Source organism: Pontibacter arcticus (genome assembly GCF_003284895.1).
Lineage (GTDB): Bacteria > Bacteroidota > Bacteroidia > Cytophagales > Hymenobacteraceae > Pontibacter > Pontibacter arcticus.
This window is the reverse complement of sequence record NZ_QMDV01000001.1, coordinates 154,226-176,058: the sequence shown is the minus strand read 5'-3', so window position 1 is coordinate 176,058 and position 21,833 is coordinate 154,226. Positions and strand designations below refer to the sequence as shown.

At 45.3% G+C, this 21,833-nt stretch carries 20 protein-coding genes; 14 read left to right on the top strand and 6 right to left on the bottom strand.

All coding sequences use genetic code 11. The features are described 5' to 3' along the window. The first annotated feature begins 259 nt into the window (after window positions 1–259). From DP923_RS00775 to DP923_RS00725, 11 genes are all read left to right on the top strand, one after another. A complete protein-coding gene (locus tag DP923_RS00775; RefSeq protein ID WP_112304750.1) occupies window positions 260–814 on the top strand; it encodes an NUDIX domain-containing protein in 555 nt (184 codons plus the stop codon). Window positions 815–1,046: 232 nt separating this feature from the next. Further along, a complete protein-coding gene (locus DP923_RS00770; RefSeq protein ID WP_239020892.1) occupies window positions 1,047–1,853 on the top strand; it encodes a lysophospholipid acyltransferase family protein in 807 nt (268 codons plus the stop codon). Continuing rightward, window positions 1,795–2,082 (top strand): Asp-tRNA(Asn)/Glu-tRNA(Gln) amidotransferase subunit GatC, encoded by a 288-nt coding sequence (gene gatC / locus DP923_RS00765; protein ID WP_112303679.1) that lies wholly within the window; start codon window positions 1,795–1,797, stop codon window positions 2,080–2,082. Before DP923_RS00770 ends, gatC begins: the two co-directional genes overlap by 59 nt. A 13-nt stretch (window positions 2,083–2,095) precedes the next feature. Then, window positions 2,096–5,134: a tetratricopeptide repeat protein gene (locus tag DP923_RS00760; RefSeq protein WP_112303678.1), complete on the top strand. Its 3,039-nt coding sequence runs from the start codon at window positions 2,096–2,098 to the stop codon at window positions 5,132–5,134. Between the two features lie 9 nt (window positions 5,135–5,143). Further along, the gene (locus DP923_RS00755; RefSeq protein ID WP_112303677.1) at window positions 5,144–5,887 is read left to right on the top strand and encodes an ABC transporter ATP-binding protein; all 744 of its coding nucleotides are present in this window, start codon (window positions 5,144–5,146) and stop codon (window positions 5,885–5,887) included. Then, on the top strand, window positions 5,871–6,419 hold the full coding sequence (locus tag DP923_RS00750) for a cob(I)yrinic acid a,c-diamide adenosyltransferase (RefSeq protein WP_112303676.1): 549 nt from the start codon (window positions 5,871–5,873) through the stop codon (window positions 6,417–6,419). The genes DP923_RS00755 and DP923_RS00750 overlap by 17 nt, the downstream gene beginning before the upstream one ends. A 39-nt stretch (window positions 6,420–6,458) precedes the next feature. Continuing rightward, the gene (locus DP923_RS00745) at window positions 6,459–7,550 is read left to right on the top strand and encodes a branched-chain amino acid aminotransferase (protein WP_112303675.1); all 1,092 of its coding nucleotides are present in this window, start codon (window positions 6,459–6,461) and stop codon (window positions 7,548–7,550) included. A 132-nt stretch (window positions 7,551–7,682) separates the two neighbouring features. After that, a protein-coding gene (gene prfB / locus DP923_RS00740; protein WP_112304748.1) for a peptide chain release factor 2 occupies window positions 7,683–8,760 on the top strand; the annotation gives its coding sequence in 2 pieces (ribosomal slippage) (window positions 7,683–7,742 and window positions 7,744–8,760; 1,077 coding nt in all). Window positions 8,761–9,409: 649 nt separating this feature from the next. Next, window positions 9,410–12,514, top strand: a complete 3,105-nt coding sequence (locus tag DP923_RS00735) for a SusC/RagA family TonB-linked outer membrane protein (protein ID WP_112303674.1) — start codon at window positions 9,410–9,412, stop codon at window positions 12,512–12,514. 17 nt (window positions 12,515–12,531) lie between these two features. Further along, entirely contained in the window at window positions 12,532–14,031 is a 1,500-nt protein-coding gene (locus DP923_RS00730) for a SusD/RagB family nutrient-binding outer membrane lipoprotein (RefSeq protein WP_112303673.1), read from the top strand. Window positions 14,032–14,213: 182 nt separating this feature from the next. Continuing rightward, the gene (locus DP923_RS00725; protein WP_112304747.1) at window positions 14,214–14,789 is read left to right on the top strand and encodes a ribonuclease HII; all 576 of its coding nucleotides are present in this window, start codon (window positions 14,214–14,216) and stop codon (window positions 14,787–14,789) included. Window positions 14,790–14,867: 78 nt separating this feature from the next. On the opposite strand, the gene DP923_RS00720 is transcribed toward DP923_RS00725, so the two are convergent. From DP923_RS00720 to DP923_RS16600, 3 genes are all read right to left on the bottom strand, one after another. Then, complete coding sequence (locus DP923_RS00720) at window positions 14,868–15,302, bottom strand: response regulator (protein ID WP_112303672.1); 435 nt, start codon at window positions 15,300–15,302, stop codon at window positions 14,868–14,870. Between the two features lie 61 nt (window positions 15,303–15,363). Next, window positions 15,364–16,842: a CHASE3 domain-containing protein gene (locus DP923_RS00715; protein ID WP_112303671.1), complete on the bottom strand. Its 1,479-nt coding sequence runs from the start codon at window positions 16,840–16,842 to the stop codon at window positions 15,364–15,366. A 68-nt stretch (window positions 16,843–16,910) separates the two neighbouring features. After that, window positions 16,911–17,069 (bottom strand): hypothetical protein, encoded by a 159-nt coding sequence (locus tag DP923_RS16600; protein ID WP_165838122.1) that lies wholly within the window; start codon window positions 17,067–17,069, stop codon window positions 16,911–16,913. Window positions 17,070–17,144: 75 nt separating this feature from the next. Between DP923_RS16600 and gcvT the strand changes: the two genes are divergently transcribed. Both gcvT and DP923_RS00705 read left to right on the top strand, forming a co-directional pair. Beyond that, window positions 17,145–18,233, top strand: coding sequence for a glycine cleavage system aminomethyltransferase GcvT (gene gcvT / locus DP923_RS00710; RefSeq protein WP_112303670.1), 1,089 nt, complete (start codon window positions 17,145–17,147; stop codon window positions 18,231–18,233). A gap of 94 nt (window positions 18,234–18,327) precedes the next feature. Beyond that, a complete protein-coding gene (locus tag DP923_RS00705; RefSeq protein ID WP_112303669.1) occupies window positions 18,328–19,053 on the top strand; it encodes a 2-phosphosulfolactate phosphatase in 726 nt (241 codons plus the stop codon). Between the two features lie 72 nt (window positions 19,054–19,125). Here DP923_RS00705 and DP923_RS00700 read toward each other — a convergent pair whose 3' ends face one another. From DP923_RS00700 to DP923_RS00690, 3 genes are all read right to left on the bottom strand, one after another. Beyond that, on the bottom strand, window positions 19,126–19,452 hold the full coding sequence (locus tag DP923_RS00700; RefSeq protein WP_112303668.1) for a nucleotide pyrophosphohydrolase: 327 nt from the start codon (window positions 19,450–19,452) through the stop codon (window positions 19,126–19,128). 1 nt (window position 19,453) lies between these two features. After that, window positions 19,454–19,912 carry a D-aminoacyl-tRNA deacylase gene (dtd, locus tag DP923_RS00695; RefSeq protein WP_112303667.1) on the bottom strand — a complete coding sequence of 153 codons (459 nt, stop codon included), beginning with the start codon at window positions 19,910–19,912 and terminating at the stop codon, window positions 19,454–19,456. 138 nt (window positions 19,913–20,050) lie between these two features. Next, window positions 20,051–20,701, bottom strand: coding sequence for a hypothetical protein (locus DP923_RS00690; protein WP_112303666.1), 651 nt, complete (start codon window positions 20,699–20,701; stop codon window positions 20,051–20,053). Window positions 20,702–20,842: 141 nt separating this feature from the next. Between DP923_RS00690 and DP923_RS00685 the strand changes: the two genes are divergently transcribed. Beyond that, a complete protein-coding gene (locus tag DP923_RS00685; RefSeq protein ID WP_112303665.1) occupies window positions 20,843–21,736 on the top strand; it encodes an ATP-grasp domain-containing protein in 894 nt (297 codons plus the stop codon). Window positions 21,737–21,833: the final 97 nt, after the last annotated feature.

Below are 21,833 nucleotides of genomic sequence, written 5' to 3'. Positions count from 1 at the left end.
TCAGGCTCTGTTTTATAGAATGAAACGACCTTAACCTTTGAAGGAGGGAAGGGGTATATTTACTCCTACAGAACAATTCCCCTCCTGGGAGGGGCAGGGGTGGGTTTGACAGTATCTGAAATTAACTTACAACCAGGATTTATACTTTAGTTTATCCTCAAAACCAAGTATAAAGTATACTTTCCAAAACGGAATCTAAGTATAAACCGGTCTTGCTTCCGCCAATCTCTTTATCTTTGCAGTGCAACAAAGTATGGCTATGATCGACGAAACGCACAATCCCTGGACCACCCTTTCAACAAAAGCGATTTACCAGAACCCGTGGATAACAGTACGCGAAGACCAGGTACTGAACCCCAAAGGTGGCGAAGGTATTTACGGCGTAGTCAGTATGAAAAACAAGGCCATCGGCATTATCCCGATTGATGATGAAGGGTATACTTACCTGGTAGGCCAGTACCGTTATGCGTTAAACGAATATAGCTGGGAAATACCGATGGGCGGCGGCCTGATCGAGAACGATATACTGGAATCGGCGAAGCGTGAGTTGCAGGAAGAAACCGGGTTTACCGCTGCCAAATGGACCAACATCTGCCGCCTACATACCTCCAACTCGGTAACAGACGAGGAAGGCTTTGTTTTCCTGGCCGAGGAACTGACCGCCGGCGAAACGGCTTTCGAAGAAACCGAAGAACTGCACATTAAACGGCTGCCTTTTAAAGAAGCGCTGGAAATGGCGCTCACCAATAAAATAACCGATGCCATCAGCGTAGCCGGCATCCTGAAAGCCGCTTTTATATTGGGCGTAAAGTAAGCTATACTTGCGGTAGCTACATTGCTGTTAACAAAGTATAAATCTGATCAATATTCATACTTCAGAAAGTATAACTTATACTAGCAACGATCTCATAATTCATCAGAAAAAAATCAGTTTAAGCGGGCTGACTGCAAATTTTCCGGCTAACATTTTCTAAATTGAATTATCCTGTAGCGCAGGTGGTTTTTGGAGAGTTGAACAATGCCCGAATATTATTACATTTGAACGAATGAAAATTTTAAAATACCTGTCGCAGCGCATTTATACTACCTGGTGCATTACCTGGTTTGTAGTGCCGTTTGTTGTAACGTATCCGTTGCAGGTTTTTTTAATCCGGAAGCCACAGTGGTACAAGCATGTACATAACATAAACCGGTTGTGGTCACATATTTTCCTGCGGATGTTCCTGGCTCCGCTTATTGTAGAGTGGCGTACAAAACTCAACCCGAAGCAACGCTATATTTTTACACCTAACCACAGTTCTTACCTCGATATCCCGATGATGCTGCGGGCTATCCCGGGGTTTCTTAACTTTGTAGGCAAAAGCTCGCTGGCCAAAGTTCCGCTCTGGGGTAAAGTATACGATAAGCTCTATATTTCAGTAGATCGTAAAAGTGCCATCAGCAGTGCTAAAAGCTACATAAAATCGGTGCAGTCGCTGGAGAAGGGCAGGAGCCTGGTTATTTTTCCAGAGGGCACCATACCAACTACCGCCGGCGAACAGATGTTGCCTTTCAAGGATGGTCCGTTTAAACTGGCCATCGAAAAGCAATTGCCTTTAGTGCCTGTTACCATGCCGTATAACCAGCATTTTATGCCCGACTTAGATGGTAAACTAAAGATACGCTGGCACCCGCTGAAGATGATCGTGCACGAGCCGATCGACACCACCGGCCTGACGCTAAACGACCTGCCGGTTTTAAAAGAAAAAGTATTTCAGATCATTCAAACAGAATTAACAAAACATACCAGTACCCATGTCAACAGATATTCAGACTATCAGGAAATTAGCGCACTTAGCCAGGTTGGAGTTTAACGATGAAAAAGAGCAGGACATGCTCCAGGACCTGAACAAGATCCTGAACTGGGTAGACCAGCTGCGCGAACTCGATACCGAAAATGTGGAGCCACTGGTACACATGTCGGAAGAAGTGAACGTGCTGCGCGACGATATGGCGCAAAATACCGTATCACACGAACAGGCACTGGCAAACGCACCTAAAAAAGACTCTGATTACTTCCGGGTGCCAAAAGTGCTGGAGTAATCTATAGCCCTTTATGAATAAAATTAAGTTTTGGCAAAGTTGGGATACTCATACGAAGTATCCCTATCTTTTTATACTGGGCCTGAGTATAGCGGCATTGCTGCTGGGGGCCTATCATTACATTACCGGAAACGACCTGGCTTTTGCCTGGGATAAAATCTCGGACCTGCAGGTGGTGCCATTGCCAGTACACGAAAGTACACACCTCCTCGAAACCTTCACCCTGACTGCCGACGGCTACCTGCTGCTGGAGCAGTATGATATTGCCCAACCCGTTTTCAGAACAACGCCTGCCGCCTTTATGCTGGGGTTTCTGGCTATCTGTTTGGCTTTCTATATTGCCACCATCAGTGCCATGAAACGGTCTGCTTATTTTGGCGGGATGGCCCTGCTGATGCTTTTGCTGGCAACCTTTAACATGGATGCGCTGGGCGTTTATGGCAGCGAAACAGGCCAGACCATGCTCGTGATCAGCATCATCGTTTTAGCGATAGCCAGTTACGGGTTTCAGGCATTCTGGGTAACAACCAGTTTGCTGTGGCGTGTGGTAGCTATACTTGGCGTGGAGATTTTACTTGGCCTGCTGATCTATACCGAGTCCGAATTCCCGGCTTCGCTTATAACGCTGCACCTTGTTAATTACAGTAGCATCGGTTTTCTGGTGGCAACCGTGCTATTTATACTTTGGGTAGCCTACGAAAACGTGAATGCGCTGCTCTGGATAAACACACAAGCCAAAACGGCAGAGCGACGCTTCAGTATCTGGCAATTCCTGCTTATCAGCTTTTTATACTTGCTGAACCTGGCGCTGCTTTACCTGCGGCACATGGGCTATGTTGAGTTTGATATCTTTTACATAAACGGCTACGTGTTGCTGCTGCTTTCGGCTATTTCGGGTTTTTGGGGCATGCGCCAGCGCGAAGCTTATTACGGCGGCTTGTTCCGGTTTAAACCTGTTGGGGCTGTTCTATACCTGGTTTTTGCAACGGTCGCTTTTCTAAGTATAGGCTATGCCTACGCCACTGCCAACGATTCGCTTACAGTGATGTACCATGATGTGATCGTGTATACGCACCTGGCTTTTGGCTTTGCTTTTCTGCTGTATGTGCTGGTTAATTTCAGTAGGTTACTGGAAGAGCGTTTGCAGGTATATAAAGTGGTATACCAGCCCAAATCCTTCTCGCTTTTTGCTTTTCTGATTGTAGGAACTGTACTGACGGCCATACTCGTGATGCGCACGCAATACAGGGTTTACTTTTATGCAAAAGCCGGCTATTACAATTATTTGGGTGATCTGTACCGTGCTTCCGACAACCACATGCTGGCGGCCCGCTTTTACGAAGAAAGCGATATCTACGACCCGGATAACGTAAAAGCCAATTACAGTTTAGCCGGCATGCACCGTGCGGCCCAGGAATCGAACAACGAAATTATCCGCCTGAAAAATGCGGTGGTGAAGCGCCCCAATCCAAAGTTATACATCCGGCTGGCTAACCTGTATGATGGCAAAGAGTTCTTTTTCGAGAAGATGTATGTGCTGCGCGAAGGCCTTGCTAAGTTCCCGGAAAGCGGCGAACTATACAACAACATGGCCCTGCTGTACGCCCAGACAAGTATAACCGATAGCACCGATTATTACTTTGACCTGGCTCAGCAATACAGCAGCAACGAAGATTTTGTAAAAAGCAACCGGCTGGCTTTTTATACCAAGCAAGCTATGCTGGAGCCAGCCAGAGAACTGCTTCAGGATAGCAAAGGCGACTATACTACTCTACGCAGCAACGCCGCTTTATTGCGCCAGCTGATCGGTCAGCAGCCCGATGCAAAAGATGCTTTCGTGCCGGATTCATTGCAACAGGTAGAGGATTTTACGCTGTTCTATAACCAGACCATCGGCACGCTTAACACCGCTGATACAACGCGCCTGGCTGCCATCAATGCCTACATTGCCGAGCCTGATAACCAGCTGTTCCAGGAAAGCCTGATTTACCTGAAAGGCCTTGTGCAGCACTATAACGGCCAGCCCAAAGAAGCAAGGACAGTTGTAGAGAACCTGGCATTGGCTGCTTCCGCACGAAGCGGTTATTACTACGATGCGCTGGGTATCTGGATGATGGAAGAGAACAACTACCGGGCAGCAGCAGCATACTTTAAACAGGCAAAAGACCGGGGCAACCCGCAATCGTACATCTCGGAAGGGTATGCACACGCCATGGCCCACCAACCAGCCAAAGCAGTACAAGCCCTGGAGGAAGTAGGCTTTACCGGCAACAAACCAGTTATTGAGGTAGCGCAAAAACTTGCCACTGTGCTTCGTCAGAATGTATCATCTATACTTGCAATAGGTGCTGATGAAGATAAAGTAACGTTCCTGCTCACGTACCTGCCACGCCTTACTTTTGAGGAGGTAAATAAGTTAGTGGATGCTGTTGAAGACAAAGACCTGAAACGCCGTGCCCTGGTTGCCCGCATCGATTACCTGATCAATCTAAGAAAATGGAAAACAGCAAACGACCTGCTGAAAGAAGCTGGCCCGCAACTGCAACCGGAAGGCGAGTTGCGCTCGAAGCTTAATGTGCAGCAAATGAAAGTATGGCTCGAAACCAAAAACTACGATGTGCTGCTTTCCCGCATGAACAACCTGCACTTAACAGAGCGCGACAAACGTTTAACTTTATACTACAGGGCTCGCGTGGCCGACCTGAAAGGACGCACCCAGGAAGCAGCAACCCGTTACGAACAAGCCCTGAAAATGCTGTTGTATAAAGAAGAAGTAGTGCTGGCTGCAGCCGATTTTTTCAGCAGGTATAAACCGAAAGAAGAGAACGCGTATAATATTTTACTGGCTGGCATCACCTATAATGCACAGTCGGCGGAGCTGCAAAAAGCCTATGCCCTGGAAAGTATAAACCAGGGATTATACAGCTATGCAGACGATGCGCTGGCCGTTTTAAAGGATTTGCTTCCTGCGGCAGAATACAGTACATTTAGTGATAAATTACTAAAACAGCGCCAGCAATCGGAGGCACGCGCCGACGACTGGCAACTATAAGTCAGGTGTATGAGCACAATTATCGAAACGAACGATATTTCCAGGGTTTACCGCATGGGCAGCGAGACGATCAATGCACTTAAATCCGTATCGATCACCATCAACAAAGGCGAGTATGTTGCCTTTATGGGGCCATCCGGTTCCGGTAAATCCACGCTGATGAATATTATCGGTTGCCTCGATACACCTTCCGGCGGAACCTATATCCTGAACGGGAACGATGTAAGCAACATGTCGGATAACGAACTGGCGGAAATTCGTAACAAAGAAATTGGCTTCGTATTTCAGACCTTTAACCTGTTGCCGCGCCAAAGCTCGCTCGATAATGTAGCACTTCCGCTGATTTATGCTGGTTACAACAAATCGCAACGCGATAAAAAAGCCCAGGAAGCGCTGGAAAGCGTAGGACTCGGCAACCGTGGCAATCACAAACCAAACGAATTGTCGGGTGGCCAGCGCCAGCGTGTGGCCATTGCCCGCGCGCTGATAAACGACCCAAGTATAATTCTGGCAGATGAGCCGACAGGTAACCTCGATACCAAAACCTCCTACGAAATTATGGAGCTGTTCGAGAACCTGCATGCCAAAGGCAATACCATCATCATGGTAACGCACGAAGAAGATATCGCCAAGTATGCCCACCGCATTGTGCGCCTTCGGGACGGACTTATAGAATCGGATCTGATTAATGATGATGTAGCTACGGCCAGTAAGTTACAGGCAGAACAAAACGTAAATGAAAATATACACTAAGACCGGCGATAAAGGCAAAACCTCGCTTATAGGGGGCACGCGTGTTGCCAAATCTGATGTACGCATCGAAGCCTACGGCACCGTAGATGAGCTTAACTCTTACATCGGGCTGGTACGCGACCAGGAAGTAAACTGTAACCGTGCCGATATTCTGAAGGAAATACAGGACCGGCTTTTTACGATTGGTGCATCGCTGGCTTCTGACCCCGTAAAATCAAAAATGAAGACCCCTGACCTGCACAACGAAGATGTGCTGTTGCTGGAGCAGGAAATCGATAATTATACTTCTGAAGTTCCGCCGCTGCGCGCTTTTGTGTTGCCTGGCGGGCACCAGTCTGTTTCGTTTTGCCATGTGGCACGCTGTGTTTGCCGGCGAGCCGAGCGTATTGCCATCCAATTGCAGCAGGAATCCGAAGTAGAAGATCTTGTTATAATTTATCTGAACAGATTATCCGATTATCTGTTTGCCCTTTGCCGTATAATGACGCACGAGCTTGGCGCTGAAGAAATAGCCTGGAAAGCCCGTATCTGAAACGGTTATTATCAACCTTAACCCTCCAAAAAACTTGCTATGACAACTGAAGACGCAGCAACGATACCAACCAAAACCATAAATATCCAGCGTGCAACAGCATCGCGCATAAACGAGCTGGACTTTAATAACATCCAGTTCGGGAAGATTTTTGCAGACCACATGCTGGTTGTTGATTACAAGGATGGTGCCTGGCAAACGCCAGAGATTCTGCCATATGGCGATATGATGATGAGCCCGGCTACATCAGCTATACATTACGGTCAGTCCATTTTTGAGGGGATGAAAGCGTACCGTAACCCGGAAGGCGAAATTCAGTTATTCAGACCTTTGGAGAATTTTAAGCGGTTAAACCTGTCGGCAGAGCGTATGTGCATGCCGGAGATACCCGAAGCGCTTTTTATGGATGGCCTGAAAGAGCTTCTGAAACTGGATGCTGCCTGGGTGCCGCCAACAGAAGGATGCGCATTGTACATTCGCCCGTTCATGTTTGCTACCGATGATTTTATTGGCGTTCGCCCATCAGATACGTACCGTTTTGTGATCTTTACCTGTCCGGTGGGCGCTTATTACGGTGTGCCGTTAAAAGTAGCGATAGAGCCGAATTATGCCCGCTCCGTAGAGGGCGGCGCAGGTTTTGCCAAAGCAGCAGGTAACTATGGATCGGCCCTATTGCCAGCCCGTAAAATGCAGGAGAAAGGCTACCACCAGCTTATCTGGACAGACGCTAAAGAACACAAGTATATCGAGGAATCAGGTACCATGAACATTATGTTCGTAATAGATGGGAAACTGGTAACACCTGCTGTAAGCAACACTATTCTGAATGGTATTACCCGTGCCAGCGTGCTGCAGGTTGCCAAAGACTTAGGTTATACTGTAGAAGAACGAAAAGTGGCCGTAGACGAGATTATAGAAGCCAGCCAGGCCGGTACTTTGCAGGAAGCTTTCGGAACAGGCACTGCCGCTACCATTGCCCAGATCGCAATTATCCACTACAACGGGACGGATTATACTTTGCCAGCTATCGAGAACCGCGAAATATCAAACAAAATAGCGACAGCGCTGGATGCAATAAAAACCGGCCAGGCAACTGATACACACAACTGGATGGTGAAAATCGAAGCCTAGCGTGTAACAGCATTCGGCTTAGTTATCTAAAGTATAAAATTTTCAGTAAGATGCTGAAGTATAACTCATTTGTTTATACTTCAGCATCTTATTATTTACAGCAAATCACATTTCCAACAAAAAAATAAAACCATGACAACTGATCAGGTAAAAGAGTTAAAAGCCCGTGTAGAGGCTTTGAGGAGGTACCTTTGACTACGATGCTAAAAAAGAGCAGGTAGCCGCCACAGAAGAGCAAACCACCGCATCCGATTTCTGGGATGATCCGAAAGAAGCCGAAAAGATTCTGAAAGAGATTAAACTGGTAAAGAACTGGACCAACCATTACGAAGAAGTAGAAAAAGCGGTATCTGATTTTGAAGTGCTGTTCGATTTCTACAAAGAAGGGGATGTATCCGAAGAAGATATTCAGAAAGAATATAAAAACGCTACGGATGCGGTAGAAGGGCTGGAGTTTAAGCGTATGCTAAGCGGGGAAGAAGACCAGCTCAGTGCTATCATCGAAATTAACCCGGGAGCAGGTGGCACCGAAAGCCAGGACTGGGCCGAGATGCTGATGCGTATGTATATTATGTGGGCCGAGTCGCATAAGTTTGCTGTAAAACAGCTGAACTACAATGCCGGCGAAGGCGCAGGTATAAAATCAGCTACACTCGAAATTACCGGCGACTTTGCTTACGGCTACCTTAAGTCTGAGATTGGCGTGCACCGGCTGGTTCGTATTTCTCCGTTCGATTCGGGTGGCAGGCGGCACACTTCGTTTGCTTCGGTTTTTGCTTATCCGGTAGTAGATGATACGATCAATATTGAGATTAACCTGAGCGACATTGACTGGGATACCTACCGTGCAGGCGGCGCAGGTGGCCAGAACGTGAACAAGGTAGAAACAGCCGTGAGATTAAAGCACAAACCAACCGGCATTGTGATCGAATGCCAGATCGAACGCTCGCAGCTCATGAACAAAGAGCACGCGCTGCGCATGCTAAAATCCAGGTTATACCAGATTGAAATCGAAAAAATGAACGCAGAGCGCGACCGGATAGAAAGCACGAAAAAGCGCATTGACTTTGGTTCGCAGATTCGTAACTATGTTCTTCACCCGTATAAACTCATCAAAGACATAAGAACAGGAGTAGAGCGCACCGATGTACAGAACGTACTCGACGGCGATCTGGATGATTATATTAAAGCTTACCTGATGCAGGCTTAATAATTTCAGAAACCTTCTTTAAAAGAAAAGCCCCGAAGCATGTGCTTCGGGGCTTTTCTTTTAAAGAAGGTTGTATAAACGATGTTGTAACAAGGAATGTATTATTTGTAGGTTTTAAAAATTTCAGTTTTGAAGTTAACCCTTGAAAAATGTATATTTTATATGGGTAATATTGGGTAATAGCAGCTATTTATAAGCTGGATTATTTTAAATTAAGTCTGCCTTAAACCAAGAACCCTAACTTGCCTGCAAAAGAGGGGATGAAGCTGGATATTGTTAATTATGGTTTAAACATTGATTATCAGGGTAGTTTTAAATTATCGTATTATTAAGAAATATTTTAGGCAACAGATGTTTTAAAGTTGCTTTTCTGTTTTTTAGTGTATAATATTGAGAACAAGTAAAGCAAATACCCAATTCATGGCAATAAAGAGGATGTTGTAATAAATATACTTTTACAGCGATAAGCCATTGGTCAGATGCGCTATCATATCCCTTTAAGTAAATTTTAAAATCATACTATCCTTTATAATCTCTTTAAAATAAGAGTATGGAACTGGTATGTTTAAAGCGAAAGCTAAAAGGCTTTTGCTTCCTTAAAAGGACCAAACACGCTTACTTTAATATTTCACCTTAAACACAAACACACATGAAAAAACTATTACTAATTAGTTTTGCTCTGGTACTTGTCCTGCTTCAGCAGGCGATGGCACAGGGCAAAACTGTAACTGGTACAGTTACTGACCAGTCGACAGGAGATGGGCTGCCTGGAGTAGCTGTTCTCGTTAAAGGTACTACCGTTGGGGTAGCAACCGGAGCAGATGGCTCTTATTCTATTAATGTTCCTGCGGAAGGAAATACATTGCAGTTCCGTTTTATTGGTTACACAGCAGTAGAACGTAGTATTGGAAATGCAAGCACTATTAATGTAGCTATGTCGCTTGATAATAAGCAGTTACAGGAAGTGGTAGTAACGGCCCTAGGTATCCAGAGAGAGAAAAAAGACTTAGGTTATTCAGTTGGTACTGTAAATGCTGAAGAACTGATAGTTGGACGCCCTACAAACGTTGTTAACGCTTTATCTGGTAAAGTTGCAGGTGTTAAAATTTCCAGTGCCAGTGGTATGGTTGGTTCATCTTCAGGTATCTTTATCAGAGGTAATACAACGTTTACTGGTAATAACCAGCCTTTATTCGTTGTAGACGGTGTTCCGATTGATAACGGTGGTGGAGATAACGCTCTACAGAACGGTGTTTCTAACTCAAACCGTGCAATTGACCTTAATCAGGACGATATCGAGTCTATCAACATCCTGAAAGGACCAGCTGCTGCTGCGCTTTATGGATCGCGTGCTGCTTCTGGTGCTGTGATCATCACCACTAAAAAAGGAAAAGCCGGCCAGAAAAACAGATTAGAGTTTAACTCTTCTTACAACCTGGTAGATGTGAACAGATTCCCGGACTGGCAGAACGAATATGCGCAAGGTACAGGTGGTAACTTCATCCCGACAAGTAACGTGTCATGGGGTCCACGTATTGCAGGCCAGACTGTAACTAACTTCAGAGGAGAGCAGGAAGCGCTGACTGCATATCCTGATAACATCAAGGATATCTTCAAAACAGGCACAAACAGACAGAACACATTAAGTTTCAGTGGTGGTGGTGATAAAGCCAGTTACCGTTTATCTTATGGTAACACTGCCGAGAGAGGTATTCTGGATAACAACTCACTGGACAGAAACAACTTTACCTTTAACGGTTCGTCTGCTATTACTTCTAAGCTCACATCTGGTATTAACTTCCAGTATGTTAACAGCAATTCTGAGCGTACGCAGGTGGGTAACCAACTATCTAACCCATTCTTCCGTGGCTGGTTTATTCCGCGCAACATTAACTTATCTGGTATACCTTACCAGGATGAAGCAGGCAACCAGATTTACTTTGATGCAGTAGATAACCCTTACTGGACTATTGCAAATAATACGTATGAAGATGAAGTAAACCGTGTTATCGGTAACGTTAACTTTACTTACGACCTGTTGCCATGGTTAAGCGCTAACTACCGCTTAGGTGTTGATGCATACAACTTCGTAGCAAAAGGTTACGACCAGATTGGAGCGCGAGGTGCTGCAAACGTATCTGCACTTGGTACAGGTGGTATTTATGATCAAAGCTTCCTGAGCCGTAACGTAAACTCCAACTTTATACTTTCTGGTAGCCGCGATCTGAACGATGACTTCAAACTAAGCTTCAACGTAGGTAATGAGGTTGTGCACAGCTCATCTAAAAACGTTACAGTAACAGGTAAAACATTAGGTATCAAAGACCTTAAGAATATTTCTAACGCTTCCGTTGTAACAGGTAGCGCAAACAGAGATATAAGAAGACTGGTGGGTCTCTTTGCTGACGTAACAGTAGGTTATAAAAACTTCGTAACGCTGAACATGACAGGAAGAAACGACTTCTCTTCTACATTCGGTGAAGACGAGAATTCATACTTCTACCCATCTGTTGCTGTGAGCTTTATTGCAACTGAGGCGTTCCCTGCTTTAAAGAATAACGTAATCGAGTTTGCTAAAATTAAAGCTAACTATGCTAAAGTAGGTAAAGAAGCACCATCGTTCTCTACTAACACATACTTTGTACAGGCTGGTGCATCAGATGGTTTCGGCCCAGCTGTTGTGTTCCCTTATAATGGTTTGGGCGGCAGAACTTTGTCAAACGCTTCCGGTGATCCTAACCTGAGACCAGAATTCACTACATCAAAAGAAATTGGTTTGGAGATGCAGTTCTTCAAAAACAGATTAGGTTTTGAAGCCAACTACTACCAGACCAATTCTGAAGACCTAATCTTTGCAGTTCCGATTTCCAGCTCAAGCGGGTTTACAAGCCAGACCAAAAACGCTGGTACATTGGAAAACAAAGGCATAGAGTTCTTGCTGAACGCTTCTCCGGTAAAATCACCAAACTTCTCTTGGGATGTTAGCTTCAACTTCACCAGAAACAGATCCGAAGTATTACAACTTGCTGATGGTGTTCCAAACATTATCCTTGCTGGTTTCACTACGCCAAACATTCGTTTGGAAGCTGGTCAGCCTTACGGTGTAATGTACGGTTCTGCATTCTTGCGCAATGATAATGGGCAATTAATCATCAACAACACAACTGGTTTGCCTTCACTGGATCCGATATCACGTAAAATTGGCGATACAAACCCTGACTGGACTGGTGGTATCACGAACAACTTAAACTTCAAAGGTATCAACTTTAACTTCCTGATTGATATCAGAAAAGGTGGCGATGTATACTCACGTAACTTAGGTGACCTGATCAGAAGTGGTTCAGTTGCTGAAACTGCAGAGTTCGACAGATTTAATGCGGACGGTACATTAGCTACACCTTACATATTTGAAGGTGTTAAAGCTGATGGTTCTCCTAACACAACGCCAGTTACAACAGAGCAATATTTTACTACGCTGCATACTGCCGGTGAAAGCTATGTATATGATGCAACCTGGATTCGTTTAAGAGAAGCATCTATCAGCTATTCTGTACCATCTGCTATTGTTCAGAAAACGCCGTTTGGCCGTCTGGAAATAGGTCTTAACGGAAGAAACCTGTTAATGCGTGCTCCTAACTTCCCGCACCTTGACCCAGAAAACAACACGTTAGGTGTAAGCAATGCACAAGGATTTGAGTTTAACGGTTTACCACAAACCAGATCTTACGGTGCTTTCTTAAGAGTTACGTTATAATAAACCGAATTACAAAGATGAAAAAATATAAATATTTAACAGCCGGACTAGCAGCAGCATTTATGCTGACGTTCAGTTCTTGCGATGAGTTCCTGGATGTTAATGTTAACCCTAACAGCCCTACTGCGGCACCTATCCAGCAAGTATTAACAAGTGCAACCGTTAACACAGGTTTCAGAAATGGTAGTGATCTGCATCGCTTTACTTCTTTAGTAATGCAGCAATTCTCTGGTCAGGCTGGTCCTACCATCCAGACAAGAGAATATCAGCGTTACTTGATTCAGCCATCAGACCTGAATAACCTTTACAACGCGTTCTTTGCAGTTGCTTTACCAGACCTGGAGTATGTAATTAACAATAGCCAGGGCAGCCCGCATTACACAGGTATAGCCAAGATTATGAAAGGTTACACTTACTCACAGACCGTAGATGTATGGGGTGATGTACCATTTACAGAGGCATTGCAAGGTACCCAGAACACAACACCAGCTCTGGATGATGATGCAAATGTGTACAAAGAAGTTCTCAGATTGATTGATGAAGGTACAACTGATATAAAAGCTGCTACTTCCGTGCTTTCTCCTGGTAACAACGAGACCATCTACAGAGGTGACCGTTTGAAGTGGGAAAAATTTGCTAATTCACTTAAGCTACGCTTATTCCTGCGTTACAGTGAGAGTGATCCAGCTTTCGCAAAAGCGCAGATGGATGCCCTGATTGCAAGTGGAGCACCATTCATGAGTTCGAATGCGGATAACTTCCAGATGACTTTCGTTGATGCAACAGCATCTCAGAACCCGATTCACCAGTTTGAAGTATCACGTCTGAACTATACGTTTGCGAACAAATATTTAGTTGATCTGATGAACAGCAAAGCAGATCCGCGCCGTTCAACTTACTTCACTGATTTTCCTTTCGGATCAGGTCAGTATGTAGGTGCTGCAGCCGGAGATGCTGAGTCAACTTCATACTCTCGTATGCATACTTACCTGCGTGGCCCGTTAAAGACTGCTTTGGTACCGGATGCACAAGGTCGTGTTCCTGCAAATGCGGCTAACAACGGTGCTTACACCGGCGATGCTCCAATTCGTATGTTTACATTCGCGGAGTATAACTTTATCAGAGCTGAGCATGCCTTACGTTTCAGCAATGATGTGGCAACAGCTACTACCTTCTTCCAGGCTGGTATCAATGCTTCTATGGCCGCTGCTAACGTTCCGGCTGCACAACAGTTAGCTTACGTTACTGCAAACGGTACATTAACAGGATCTACTGCAGAAATGCTACGTCAGATTATCACTGAGAAGTACATCGCAAACTACGGTGTTGCTTTAGAGCCTTGGAACGATTGGAGAAGAACAGGTTATCCTGCAATTACTCCAGTACCAACATCTATTGCTGCTACGGATTATATTCCAAGATCATTGTATTATCCTGAAGCAGAAACTAATACTAACCCTAACATCAAGCAGAAGCCTGATATGAAAGTTCGTATTTTCTGGGATACAAGGCAATAAACATAGTTTTACCAGTTAAATGGTAACTGTTAAAGGAGGGCTGTTCGCGCAGTCCTCCTTTTTTTATAAATATTGATTACAGCAATTTTATATTGGCATATAATACATTTAACACAACCAAAGCCCACCTGTTATTGACAGGCGGGCTTTTATTTTTATACTTGCAGCTTACTTATAGATTTATGCTCCTCCCAAATTACAGTGGATTTATACTAGAAGCCGGCGTAGACGAAGCAGGCAGAGGTTGCCTGGCAGGGCCAGTGGTAGCAGCGGCTGTTATACTTCCCAAAGCGTATCAGCATGCGTACCTGAACGACTCGAAGCAGTTAAGCCAGAAACGTAGAAATGCACTGGAGCAGGATGTAAAAAAAGATGCCGTTGCCTGGGCGATAGGAGAGGCGAGCCCTCAGGAAATAGATGAGATCAATATATTACAGGCGTCATTTCTGGCAATGCACCGGGCTATAGAGAAACTGAATCTGACACCTGAATATTTACTTATAGATGGCAACAGGTTTAAAAGCTATCAGTCTATACCACACAGCTGCATCATAAAAGGAGATGGAAAGTACCTGGCCATTGCAGCGGCATCCATACTTGCTAAAACGTACCGCGATGAGTTGATGTGCCGCTTAGCAGATGAAAACCCAATGTATGGCTGGGAGCAAAATGCAGGCTATCCTACCAAAATGCACCGGACCGCGATTGCTGAATATGGCCCAACAGCTTTTCACAGACAAAGTTTCAGGTTATTGTAAAGCTAAGAGCCATAAATAAAGTATACATCATACCTTATTTATGGCTCTTAGCTTATAGAATAGAGAAGTATGATCTTTCTATTTCAATTTGATCAGATCAAGGAAAAGGCTGAAGCTGTCTAAAGAAGAAACACCGTTCTCGAAACTATCAAACGAAAGCGGTTTTACGATGTAACCGGTCACGTTCAGTTTCTGGGCTGTCATGCGGTCGGTTTCCTCGTTGGAGGTAGTCATGATAAAAACAGGGATATGGCTGAACTCGGGGTCGTGGCGCAGTTCCGTCAGAAACTCCAGACCGTTCATTTTAGGCATATTGATATCCAGTAAAATAACACTTGGTGCCGGAGTTATCTTAGGAAAACCATCACCGCGTAGCATATCGAGTGCTTCTCTGCCGTTGCGGGCTACGTGCAAAGGATGTTTTAAATCAATTCTTTTAAGCTCTCGCTCTACATTCATTATGTCCAGATAGTCATCTTCAACTAAAAGGATTGTCACATTTTTAGTAGTCATTATATTTTTTTACTCTTCAATAGGATATGCTATTGATTCAAATTTAGATAAACTTATAGAATTATACTTCAACTTGCCTGTTTTTTAACCAGGTAAAGGTAAAAGTTGATCCTTTGCCAAGTGTGGAAGTAATCGAAATAGTGCCTCCTTGTTGCTCAATTATCTTTTTTACAATTGTTAAGCCTACGCCTGTACTTTCTATGGCATCCCGTTCCTGCAACGTCTGGAACAGCACAAAGATGCGCTCATGATATGCAGGGTCTATCCCAGGGCCGTCATCCGAAACAGAAAAAACATGGTAGGTTTCTTCTTCCTGATGCCTGACCTTGATAATCCCATGCTTTTTATCGTGGTACTTAATGGCGTTGCTGATAAGGTTGGTGAAAACCTGTTGTAATTGTACATGTACTGTATGGAGCGTAGGTAAGTTGTCCTGCACATCAATAATAAATCCTTCGGGCGGCAATAGCATGTCAATTACCTCTATCAGCAGCAGGTTTACATCTACCTCTTCCTCAATTTGCTTTGTTCTGCCAATACGGGACAGTGCCAGGATACCATTAATCAGGTTCTCCATGCGGTGCACGCGTACGCGCATCATCATCAGGTACTCCTGTATATTGGCGGGCAGGTCGCTGCCTAGGTCTTCCTCCACCCAGCGCGATGCAACCTCTATGCCCCGGAGCGGTGCCTTCAGGTCATGGGATACGACATAGGCAAACTGGTCAAGCTCTCTGTTTTTGCGGTCCAGCTCGCTAAAGGTCTCATCAATTGTGGTAGACATCCGGTTAAGGGAGTACGACAGCTGGCTAAGTTCATCTTTGGAAGTATCGATGATGCGGGTTTTGTAATCGCCCTTCGATATCTGATCGGCAAGCGTGACCATTTTAATGATGCGGCGGGTAATAAGGCGCGTGATGTACCAGGCCCAGCCCAGACCCAGCACGATCGAAAAGATAGTAAGGGCCGTAGAGGCTGTGCGGGTGTTATTTATACTTTCATTCAGGCGGTCGCGGCGTATTGTCCTGATCTGGTACTCTATTGAATTAAATTCCCGGAAAGCCACTCGGATAGAGTCCATCATCAGTTTTTCGCCCATTACCAAACTATCGAGCTGGGTATAGTTTATACGCTGGTAAGTATGTGTACTGTCGCGTTTTATCTGGATGAGGGGTTCGGCATAGTTGCGCTGCCAGTCTTCCTGCAGCTTTACAATATCGCCTATCTTCTGCGTTTGGCTTGGAGAGCTCTTTGTTAACACCTTTATCTCTTTTATAAGGCCGTTAAGCTGGTTTTTTGATTGGTAATAAGGCAGCAGGAATGTTTCGTTGCCGTTCAGGAGAAAGCCCCGTATACCGGTTTCCATATCAATGATATTACGTTGCAGCGCAGCTGAGTTCCGAACCACATTCTGAGAGCGCGTAACCCACTCCGTGTTCTTGATCACCGTTTCGGATAGCTGAAAGTTTACTATAGCTACTGCGCTAAACAAAAGCGAGATAAGTAAGAAGCCCGCAAAGAGCTTAACAGATAATTTCATGTAAGGAAATTAGGGCGAAAGTATAAACCTGGAGAGCAAAAATAGAAACAGCTGCTCACAATTACCAATTAACTACCCATGTTGCTGTTTATGTACCGGTTTTCAAAGTATAAACCAATCAGCCCAACGTATAAAATGCCTAGCTTATACTTCCGAAATATGGCATAGATGGCTTGTATGCGCGGTAAGTATAGTAGCGGCAGAAGTATGAAAAGGAGTACAGCCAAAGTATAAATTTAGAAAGCGCCTTAATTTTATTTATTTTTACATTTCATCTGTTCAACAGACCACACAAACCTACCATGGAACTTAAGAAAATCGCTTTAAATGACGTGCACGAAGCGCTTGGCGCTAAAATGGTGCCTTTTGCCGGTTATAATATGCCTGTACGCTACTCCTCAGATCTGGATGAGCACAACACTGTACGTAACGCAGTAGGTATTTTTGATGTGTCGCACATGGGCGAGTTTATGGTTCGTGGCCCGCAGGCACTGGACCTGATCCAACGCGTAACTACCAACGATGCCGCTAAACTGGCCGATAACAAAATACAGTACTCTTGCCTGCCAAACGAAAACGGCGGCATTGTAGACGACCTGCTGGTGTACCGTCTCTCCGAAGAAGAATACATGCTGGTGGTAAACGCTTCTAACATCGATAAAGACTGGGATTGGATCAGCAAGTATAACACAAACGGAGCCCAACTGGAAAACATCTCTGATCAAATGTCTCTGTTTGCGGTACAAGGCCCTAAAGCTGTTGAAGCATTGCAGTCGCTTACCTCCCTCGACCTGGCAGGAATGGTATATTATACGTTTGATAAAGGCGAATTTGCCGGCGTGCCGGATGTGATCGTTTCAGCTACGGGCTATACTGGCTCAGGTGGTTTCGAGATCTATGTGAAGAACGAAGATGCCCGCAAAGTTTTCGATGCGATCATGGAAGCCGGCAAACCATTTGGCATTAAGCCGATCGGGTTGGGCGCGCGCGATACCTTACGCCTTGAAATGGGTTTCTGCCTCTACGGCAACGACATCACCGACGAAACATCTCCACTGGAAGCCGGCTTGGGCTGGATCACGAAGTTCGATAAGGAATTTACCAATTCAGAAAATCTGAAAGAACAGAAAGCTGCCGGTGTAACCAAAAAACTGGTTGGTTTCGAGATGATGGAAAAAGCGATTCCGAGATCTCATTACGAAATTGTAAACGCAGCAGGCGAGCAAATTGGTGAGGTAACATCCGGTACCATGTCGCCAACACTGGGCAAAGGCATCGGGATGGGCTACGTAACCAACGAGTTCAGCAAACCGGGCAGCGAAGTGTTTGTACGCGTGCGTAACAAAGACATGAAAGCGCAGGTTATTAAACTTCCGTTTGTTAAAAAGTAATTTTTAAAGACACAAGATGCTAGATATTAGACGTTAGACTTCCTTTGGAGTTTATGTCTAATGTCTAACATCTAATATCTAACGTCTAAAAAGAATGTCAAGTATAGATGTGTGTTTCAGCCCGGAGCTGTTGCACTTGTATGATTTGAAGGGGAAGGCAGTTGTGGCAGTGGATATTCTGCGGGCTACTTCTACGATGGTAACGGCGTTTGCCAACGGCGCTGCCGATATTATTCCGGTGATGCAACTGGACGAGTGCCTGCAATATGCCACACAAGGTTGCCTGACAGCTGCCGAACGCGATGGTGTAAAAGCAGAAGGGTTTGACCTGGGCAACTCGCCGTTTGCTTACATGAACGGACATATAAAAGGCCGGACCATTGCCATTACAACTACCAACGGCACACGCGCCATCCGGATGTCGGAAGCGGCCGAGGAAATTATAGTAGGCGCTTTTCTGAACCTGCAGGCCGTAGCCGACCATTTAATTGCGCTGGGTTTGGATGTGATCGTGGTTTGTGCAGGCTGGAAAGGAAAGTTTAACCTCGAAGATACCCTGTTTGCCGGCGCGCTGGCAGCAAAGCTTCAGGATAAATTTACCTTTGAGAACGATGCTACGCTGGCTTCTTTATACTTGTACCAGGCAGCGAAAGCCGATCTGGTTACCTTCCTGAGGCAATCGTCGCATGTGCAGCGCCTCGAAAACCTGGAAACCAACAAAGACATTGCCTTCTGCATGAAACACGATGTGTACAACACCCTGCCTGTCTGGAAAAAAGACCGCTTAGTAGATTTGCACGCAGCGCCTACCCTGGCGTAAGGAACATTTTTTAAGTTAAAGTATAAAAGCCGGTTATTATGACCGGCCTTTATACTTTCTAACATTTATACTTTATTTCAGCTTTTCGTTTTGTTTGTGGCGCTGGCTGTCGCGGGCGGTTTTCTTTTCTAGGTTTTTTTGGAGGGCTTCGGTTAAGTTAACGCCGGTTTGGTTGGCCAGGCAGATCAGCACAAAAAGTACATCGGCCAGTTCATCGCCCAGTTCTTTTCCTTCGTCGCTCTTTTTAAACGATTGCTCGCCATACTTTCTGGAAATGATACGGGCCACTTCGCCAACTTCTTCGGTAAGTATAGCCATGTTGGTGAGTTCACTGAAATAGCGGACGCCGTTTTCTTTTATCCAGGTATCAACTATACTTTGGGCTTCGGTTATGGTCATGTTAAAAAATGTCTTTTTGTTGCGTATCCATTACAATCGTAACCGGGCCATCGTTCAGCAGCGAAACTTTCATGTCGGCTCCAAACTCACCGGTCTGTACTTTTTTGCCTAAGGCAGTTTCCAGGAGTGCAATAAACCGTTCGTAAAGCGGGATGGCAATGGCTGGCGCAGCGGCGTTTATATAAGAAGGGCGGTTGCCTTTTTTGGTGCTGGCATATAACGTAAACTGACTGATTACCAACATATCTCCCTGCACATCTTGCACGCTCAGGTTCATTTTACCGTCGGCATCACTAAAAATGCGAAGTTGGGTTACTTTGCCGGCCATCCATTTCAGGTCTTCCTCGGTATCTTCGGCGGTAAAGCCGGCCAGCAGCAAAAGCCCTGTTCCGATCTGTCCTTTTATACTTCCTTCAATTTCGACGGATGCCTGCGTAACCCGCTGTATAACAATGCGCATATTTGTTAATGTGGTGATGGATTAATGTGATAATGTATTAATAGTTTTCAGTTAAGATCAGTAAAATTCAGAAAATGAGAACTTAGTCACAATACTGAATTTTATGTTAGCAAATTAACACATTAAACCACTAAAACATTAATCCACATAGCCTTCGTACAGGATGCGGTCAACTTTGCCGTTGTTGAGGTAGAAGTGCAGTGAGATAGGAGCGCCCTCCTTGGTCGAGGCGATGATCTCGTTTGGCGTTTGCACCACTTTCAGGTTCTGAGCCTGGGTTTTAAGTTTAGCGATCAGCTCGGTTTGGGGCATGCCCACACGCAGGTTATCGCGCAGCACAATGGCATTGCTTTTAATATCAGCTACCTGCAGCAGCAACGCACCGGATTGGGTCGGCGCGTAAAATTCCATCACAGAATTACCGAACCGGATCGTGTAAATGGTATCGGTGATGTTGCTTTTATGGCGGTTCTCGATCGGGTCGGCCTCTACGGTAAAGTCGGCATTAATGCGGTCGTAATACGAGCTCAGGCTGTTGCTTTTGGTACGGTTGGCCACGAACGGGTTTCCGAGCAGGTCTATTACACTGGGCTCGGGTTTTGGGTTGCGGGTGGCGGTGGTATCAGCGGCAATGGCGGTATGGATTTCCTGCGGCGCATCAGTTTGCTGCTCGTCTGCCGTATCAGGGGTGCAGGCAGAGGCGATGTAATTAAAAAGCAACAGCAACACAAGTAAACGAACCGAAAGGCTGTACTTGCAGCGAAAGCTGTTGTAACGCAGGTTGGGCATGATACGCAGTGTAAAAAGCGGGTGAGAAGTATACTTACATACGAGAGCTTACCCGTAAAAAGTTATGGTTAAAGCAGCGGTTATCACTGGTTTCTGCGCCGGATAAAGTATATTCGGCGTAAATATCAGACAAATAAAATTATGCAGCAAGTAGCGCTTATAACATATAAAGAAGCCGGAAGTTTTACCTCTGTTTCGGAGGATGAGAATATTGAATTACTTCGTTTTTTAAAGGAAAAAGGCTTGTCGGTTTCGTTTCAGGTTTGGGATGATGCGGCAGTGGACTGGAGCCAATTCGGGCTGGTGATTATGAAATCGCCGTGGGATTATTTCGACAAGATCGATGCATTTTATGCCTGGCTGGATAAACTCGAACAACTCAATTGCCGCGTACTGAACCCGGTTAAAACTATCCGATGGAACGCCGACAAAGTATACTTTAAAGACCTCGGCCGGAAAGGCGTAAACGTAGCGCCCACCGTTTGGCTGGAGGCAGGCGATGCGTTTAAGCCGGAAGAAGTTTTTGCAGCTTTACATACCAAGAAGATCATTGTAAAACCACGCATCAGCGGCGCTGCCAAAAACACCTTTGCCTTAACGCTGGAAGATGCGATTGCCAAAACTCCGGAGCTGAATGAGCTGATAAAACAAGAACCGTTTATGGTGCAGCCTTTCCTGCCTGAGATAGAGGAGAAAGGCGAGTGGTCGTTTTTGTTTTTCAACGGAAAATATAGCCACACCGTGCTTAAAACTGCCAAAGCCGGCGATTTCAGGGTACAGCACTTTTTTGGCGGAACGGTACACACACCAACTCCTCCTGCACATTTGCAGCAGGCAGCCCAGTATGTGGTAGATACTTTTGCCAGCGATTGCCTGTATGCCCGTGTGGATGGCGTGGAAGTGAACGGCGAATTTATACTGATGGAGCTGGAGTTGATTGAGCCTTTTCTGTTCCTGCATACCAGCGAAGGTGCTTACGAACGCTATTATACGGCCCTGCGTGCGCAACTCGATCAGGTAGAAACGCAAGTATAAACTTATAGCGACCGGATGAGTTAAACTGTACAACATCTTACAACCATCAGAAATGCGCCCGCTGTGCAGTTAAAAAAAATAGCTTAATTTTACAGCG

Coding starts and splice junctions, on each gene's coding strand:
- DP923_RS00750 (WP_112303676.1), top strand. CDS start 5,871: ATGAAAATATACACTAAGACCGGCGATAAAGGCAAAACCTCGCTTATA.
- DP923_RS00720 (WP_112303672.1), bottom strand. CDS start 15,302: ATGACTACTAAAAATGTGACAATCCTTTTAGTTGAAGATGACTATCTG.
- DP923_RS00715 (WP_112303671.1), bottom strand. CDS start 16,842: ATGAAATTATCTGTTAAGCTCTTTGCGGGCTTCTTACTTATCTCGCTT.
- DP923_RS00700 (WP_112303668.1), bottom strand. CDS start 19,452: ATGACCATAACCGAAGCCCAAAGTATAGTTGATACCTGGATAAAAGAA.
- DP923_RS00755 (WP_112303677.1), top strand. CDS start 5,144: ATGAGCACAATTATCGAAACGAACGATATTTCCAGGGTTTACCGCATG.
- DP923_RS00775 (WP_112304750.1), top strand. CDS start 260: ATGATCGACGAAACGCACAATCCCTGGACCACCCTTTCAACAAAAGCG.
- DP923_RS00770 (WP_239020892.1), top strand. CDS start 1,047: ATGAAAATTTTAAAATACCTGTCGCAGCGCATTTATACTACCTGGTGC.
- DP923_RS00725 (WP_112304747.1), top strand. CDS start 14,214: ATGCTCCTCCCAAATTACAGTGGATTTATACTAGAAGCCGGCGTAGAC.
- DP923_RS00745 (WP_112303675.1), top strand. CDS start 6,459: ATGACAACTGAAGACGCAGCAACGATACCAACCAAAACCATAAATATC.
- DP923_RS00730 (WP_112303673.1), top strand. CDS start 12,532: ATGAAAAAATATAAATATTTAACAGCCGGACTAGCAGCAGCATTTATG.
- gcvT (WP_112303670.1), top strand. CDS start 17,145: ATGGAACTTAAGAAAATCGCTTTAAATGACGTGCACGAAGCGCTTGGC.
- DP923_RS00685 (WP_112303665.1), top strand. CDS start 20,843: ATGCAGCAAGTAGCGCTTATAACATATAAAGAAGCCGGAAGTTTTACC.
- DP923_RS00760 (WP_112303678.1), top strand. CDS start 2,096: ATGAATAAAATTAAGTTTTGGCAAAGTTGGGATACTCATACGAAGTAT.
- dtd (WP_112303667.1), bottom strand. CDS start 19,912: ATGCGCATTGTTATACAGCGGGTTACGCAGGCATCCGTCGAAATTGAA.
- gatC (WP_112303679.1), top strand. CDS start 1,795: ATGTCAACAGATATTCAGACTATCAGGAAATTAGCGCACTTAGCCAGG.
- DP923_RS00735 (WP_112303674.1), top strand. CDS start 9,410: ATGAAAAAACTATTACTAATTAGTTTTGCTCTGGTACTTGTCCTGCTT.
- DP923_RS00705 (WP_112303669.1), top strand. CDS start 18,328: ATGTCAAGTATAGATGTGTGTTTCAGCCCGGAGCTGTTGCACTTGTAT.
- DP923_RS00690 (WP_112303666.1), bottom strand. CDS start 20,701: ATGCCCAACCTGCGTTACAACAGCTTTCGCTGCAAGTACAGCCTTTCG.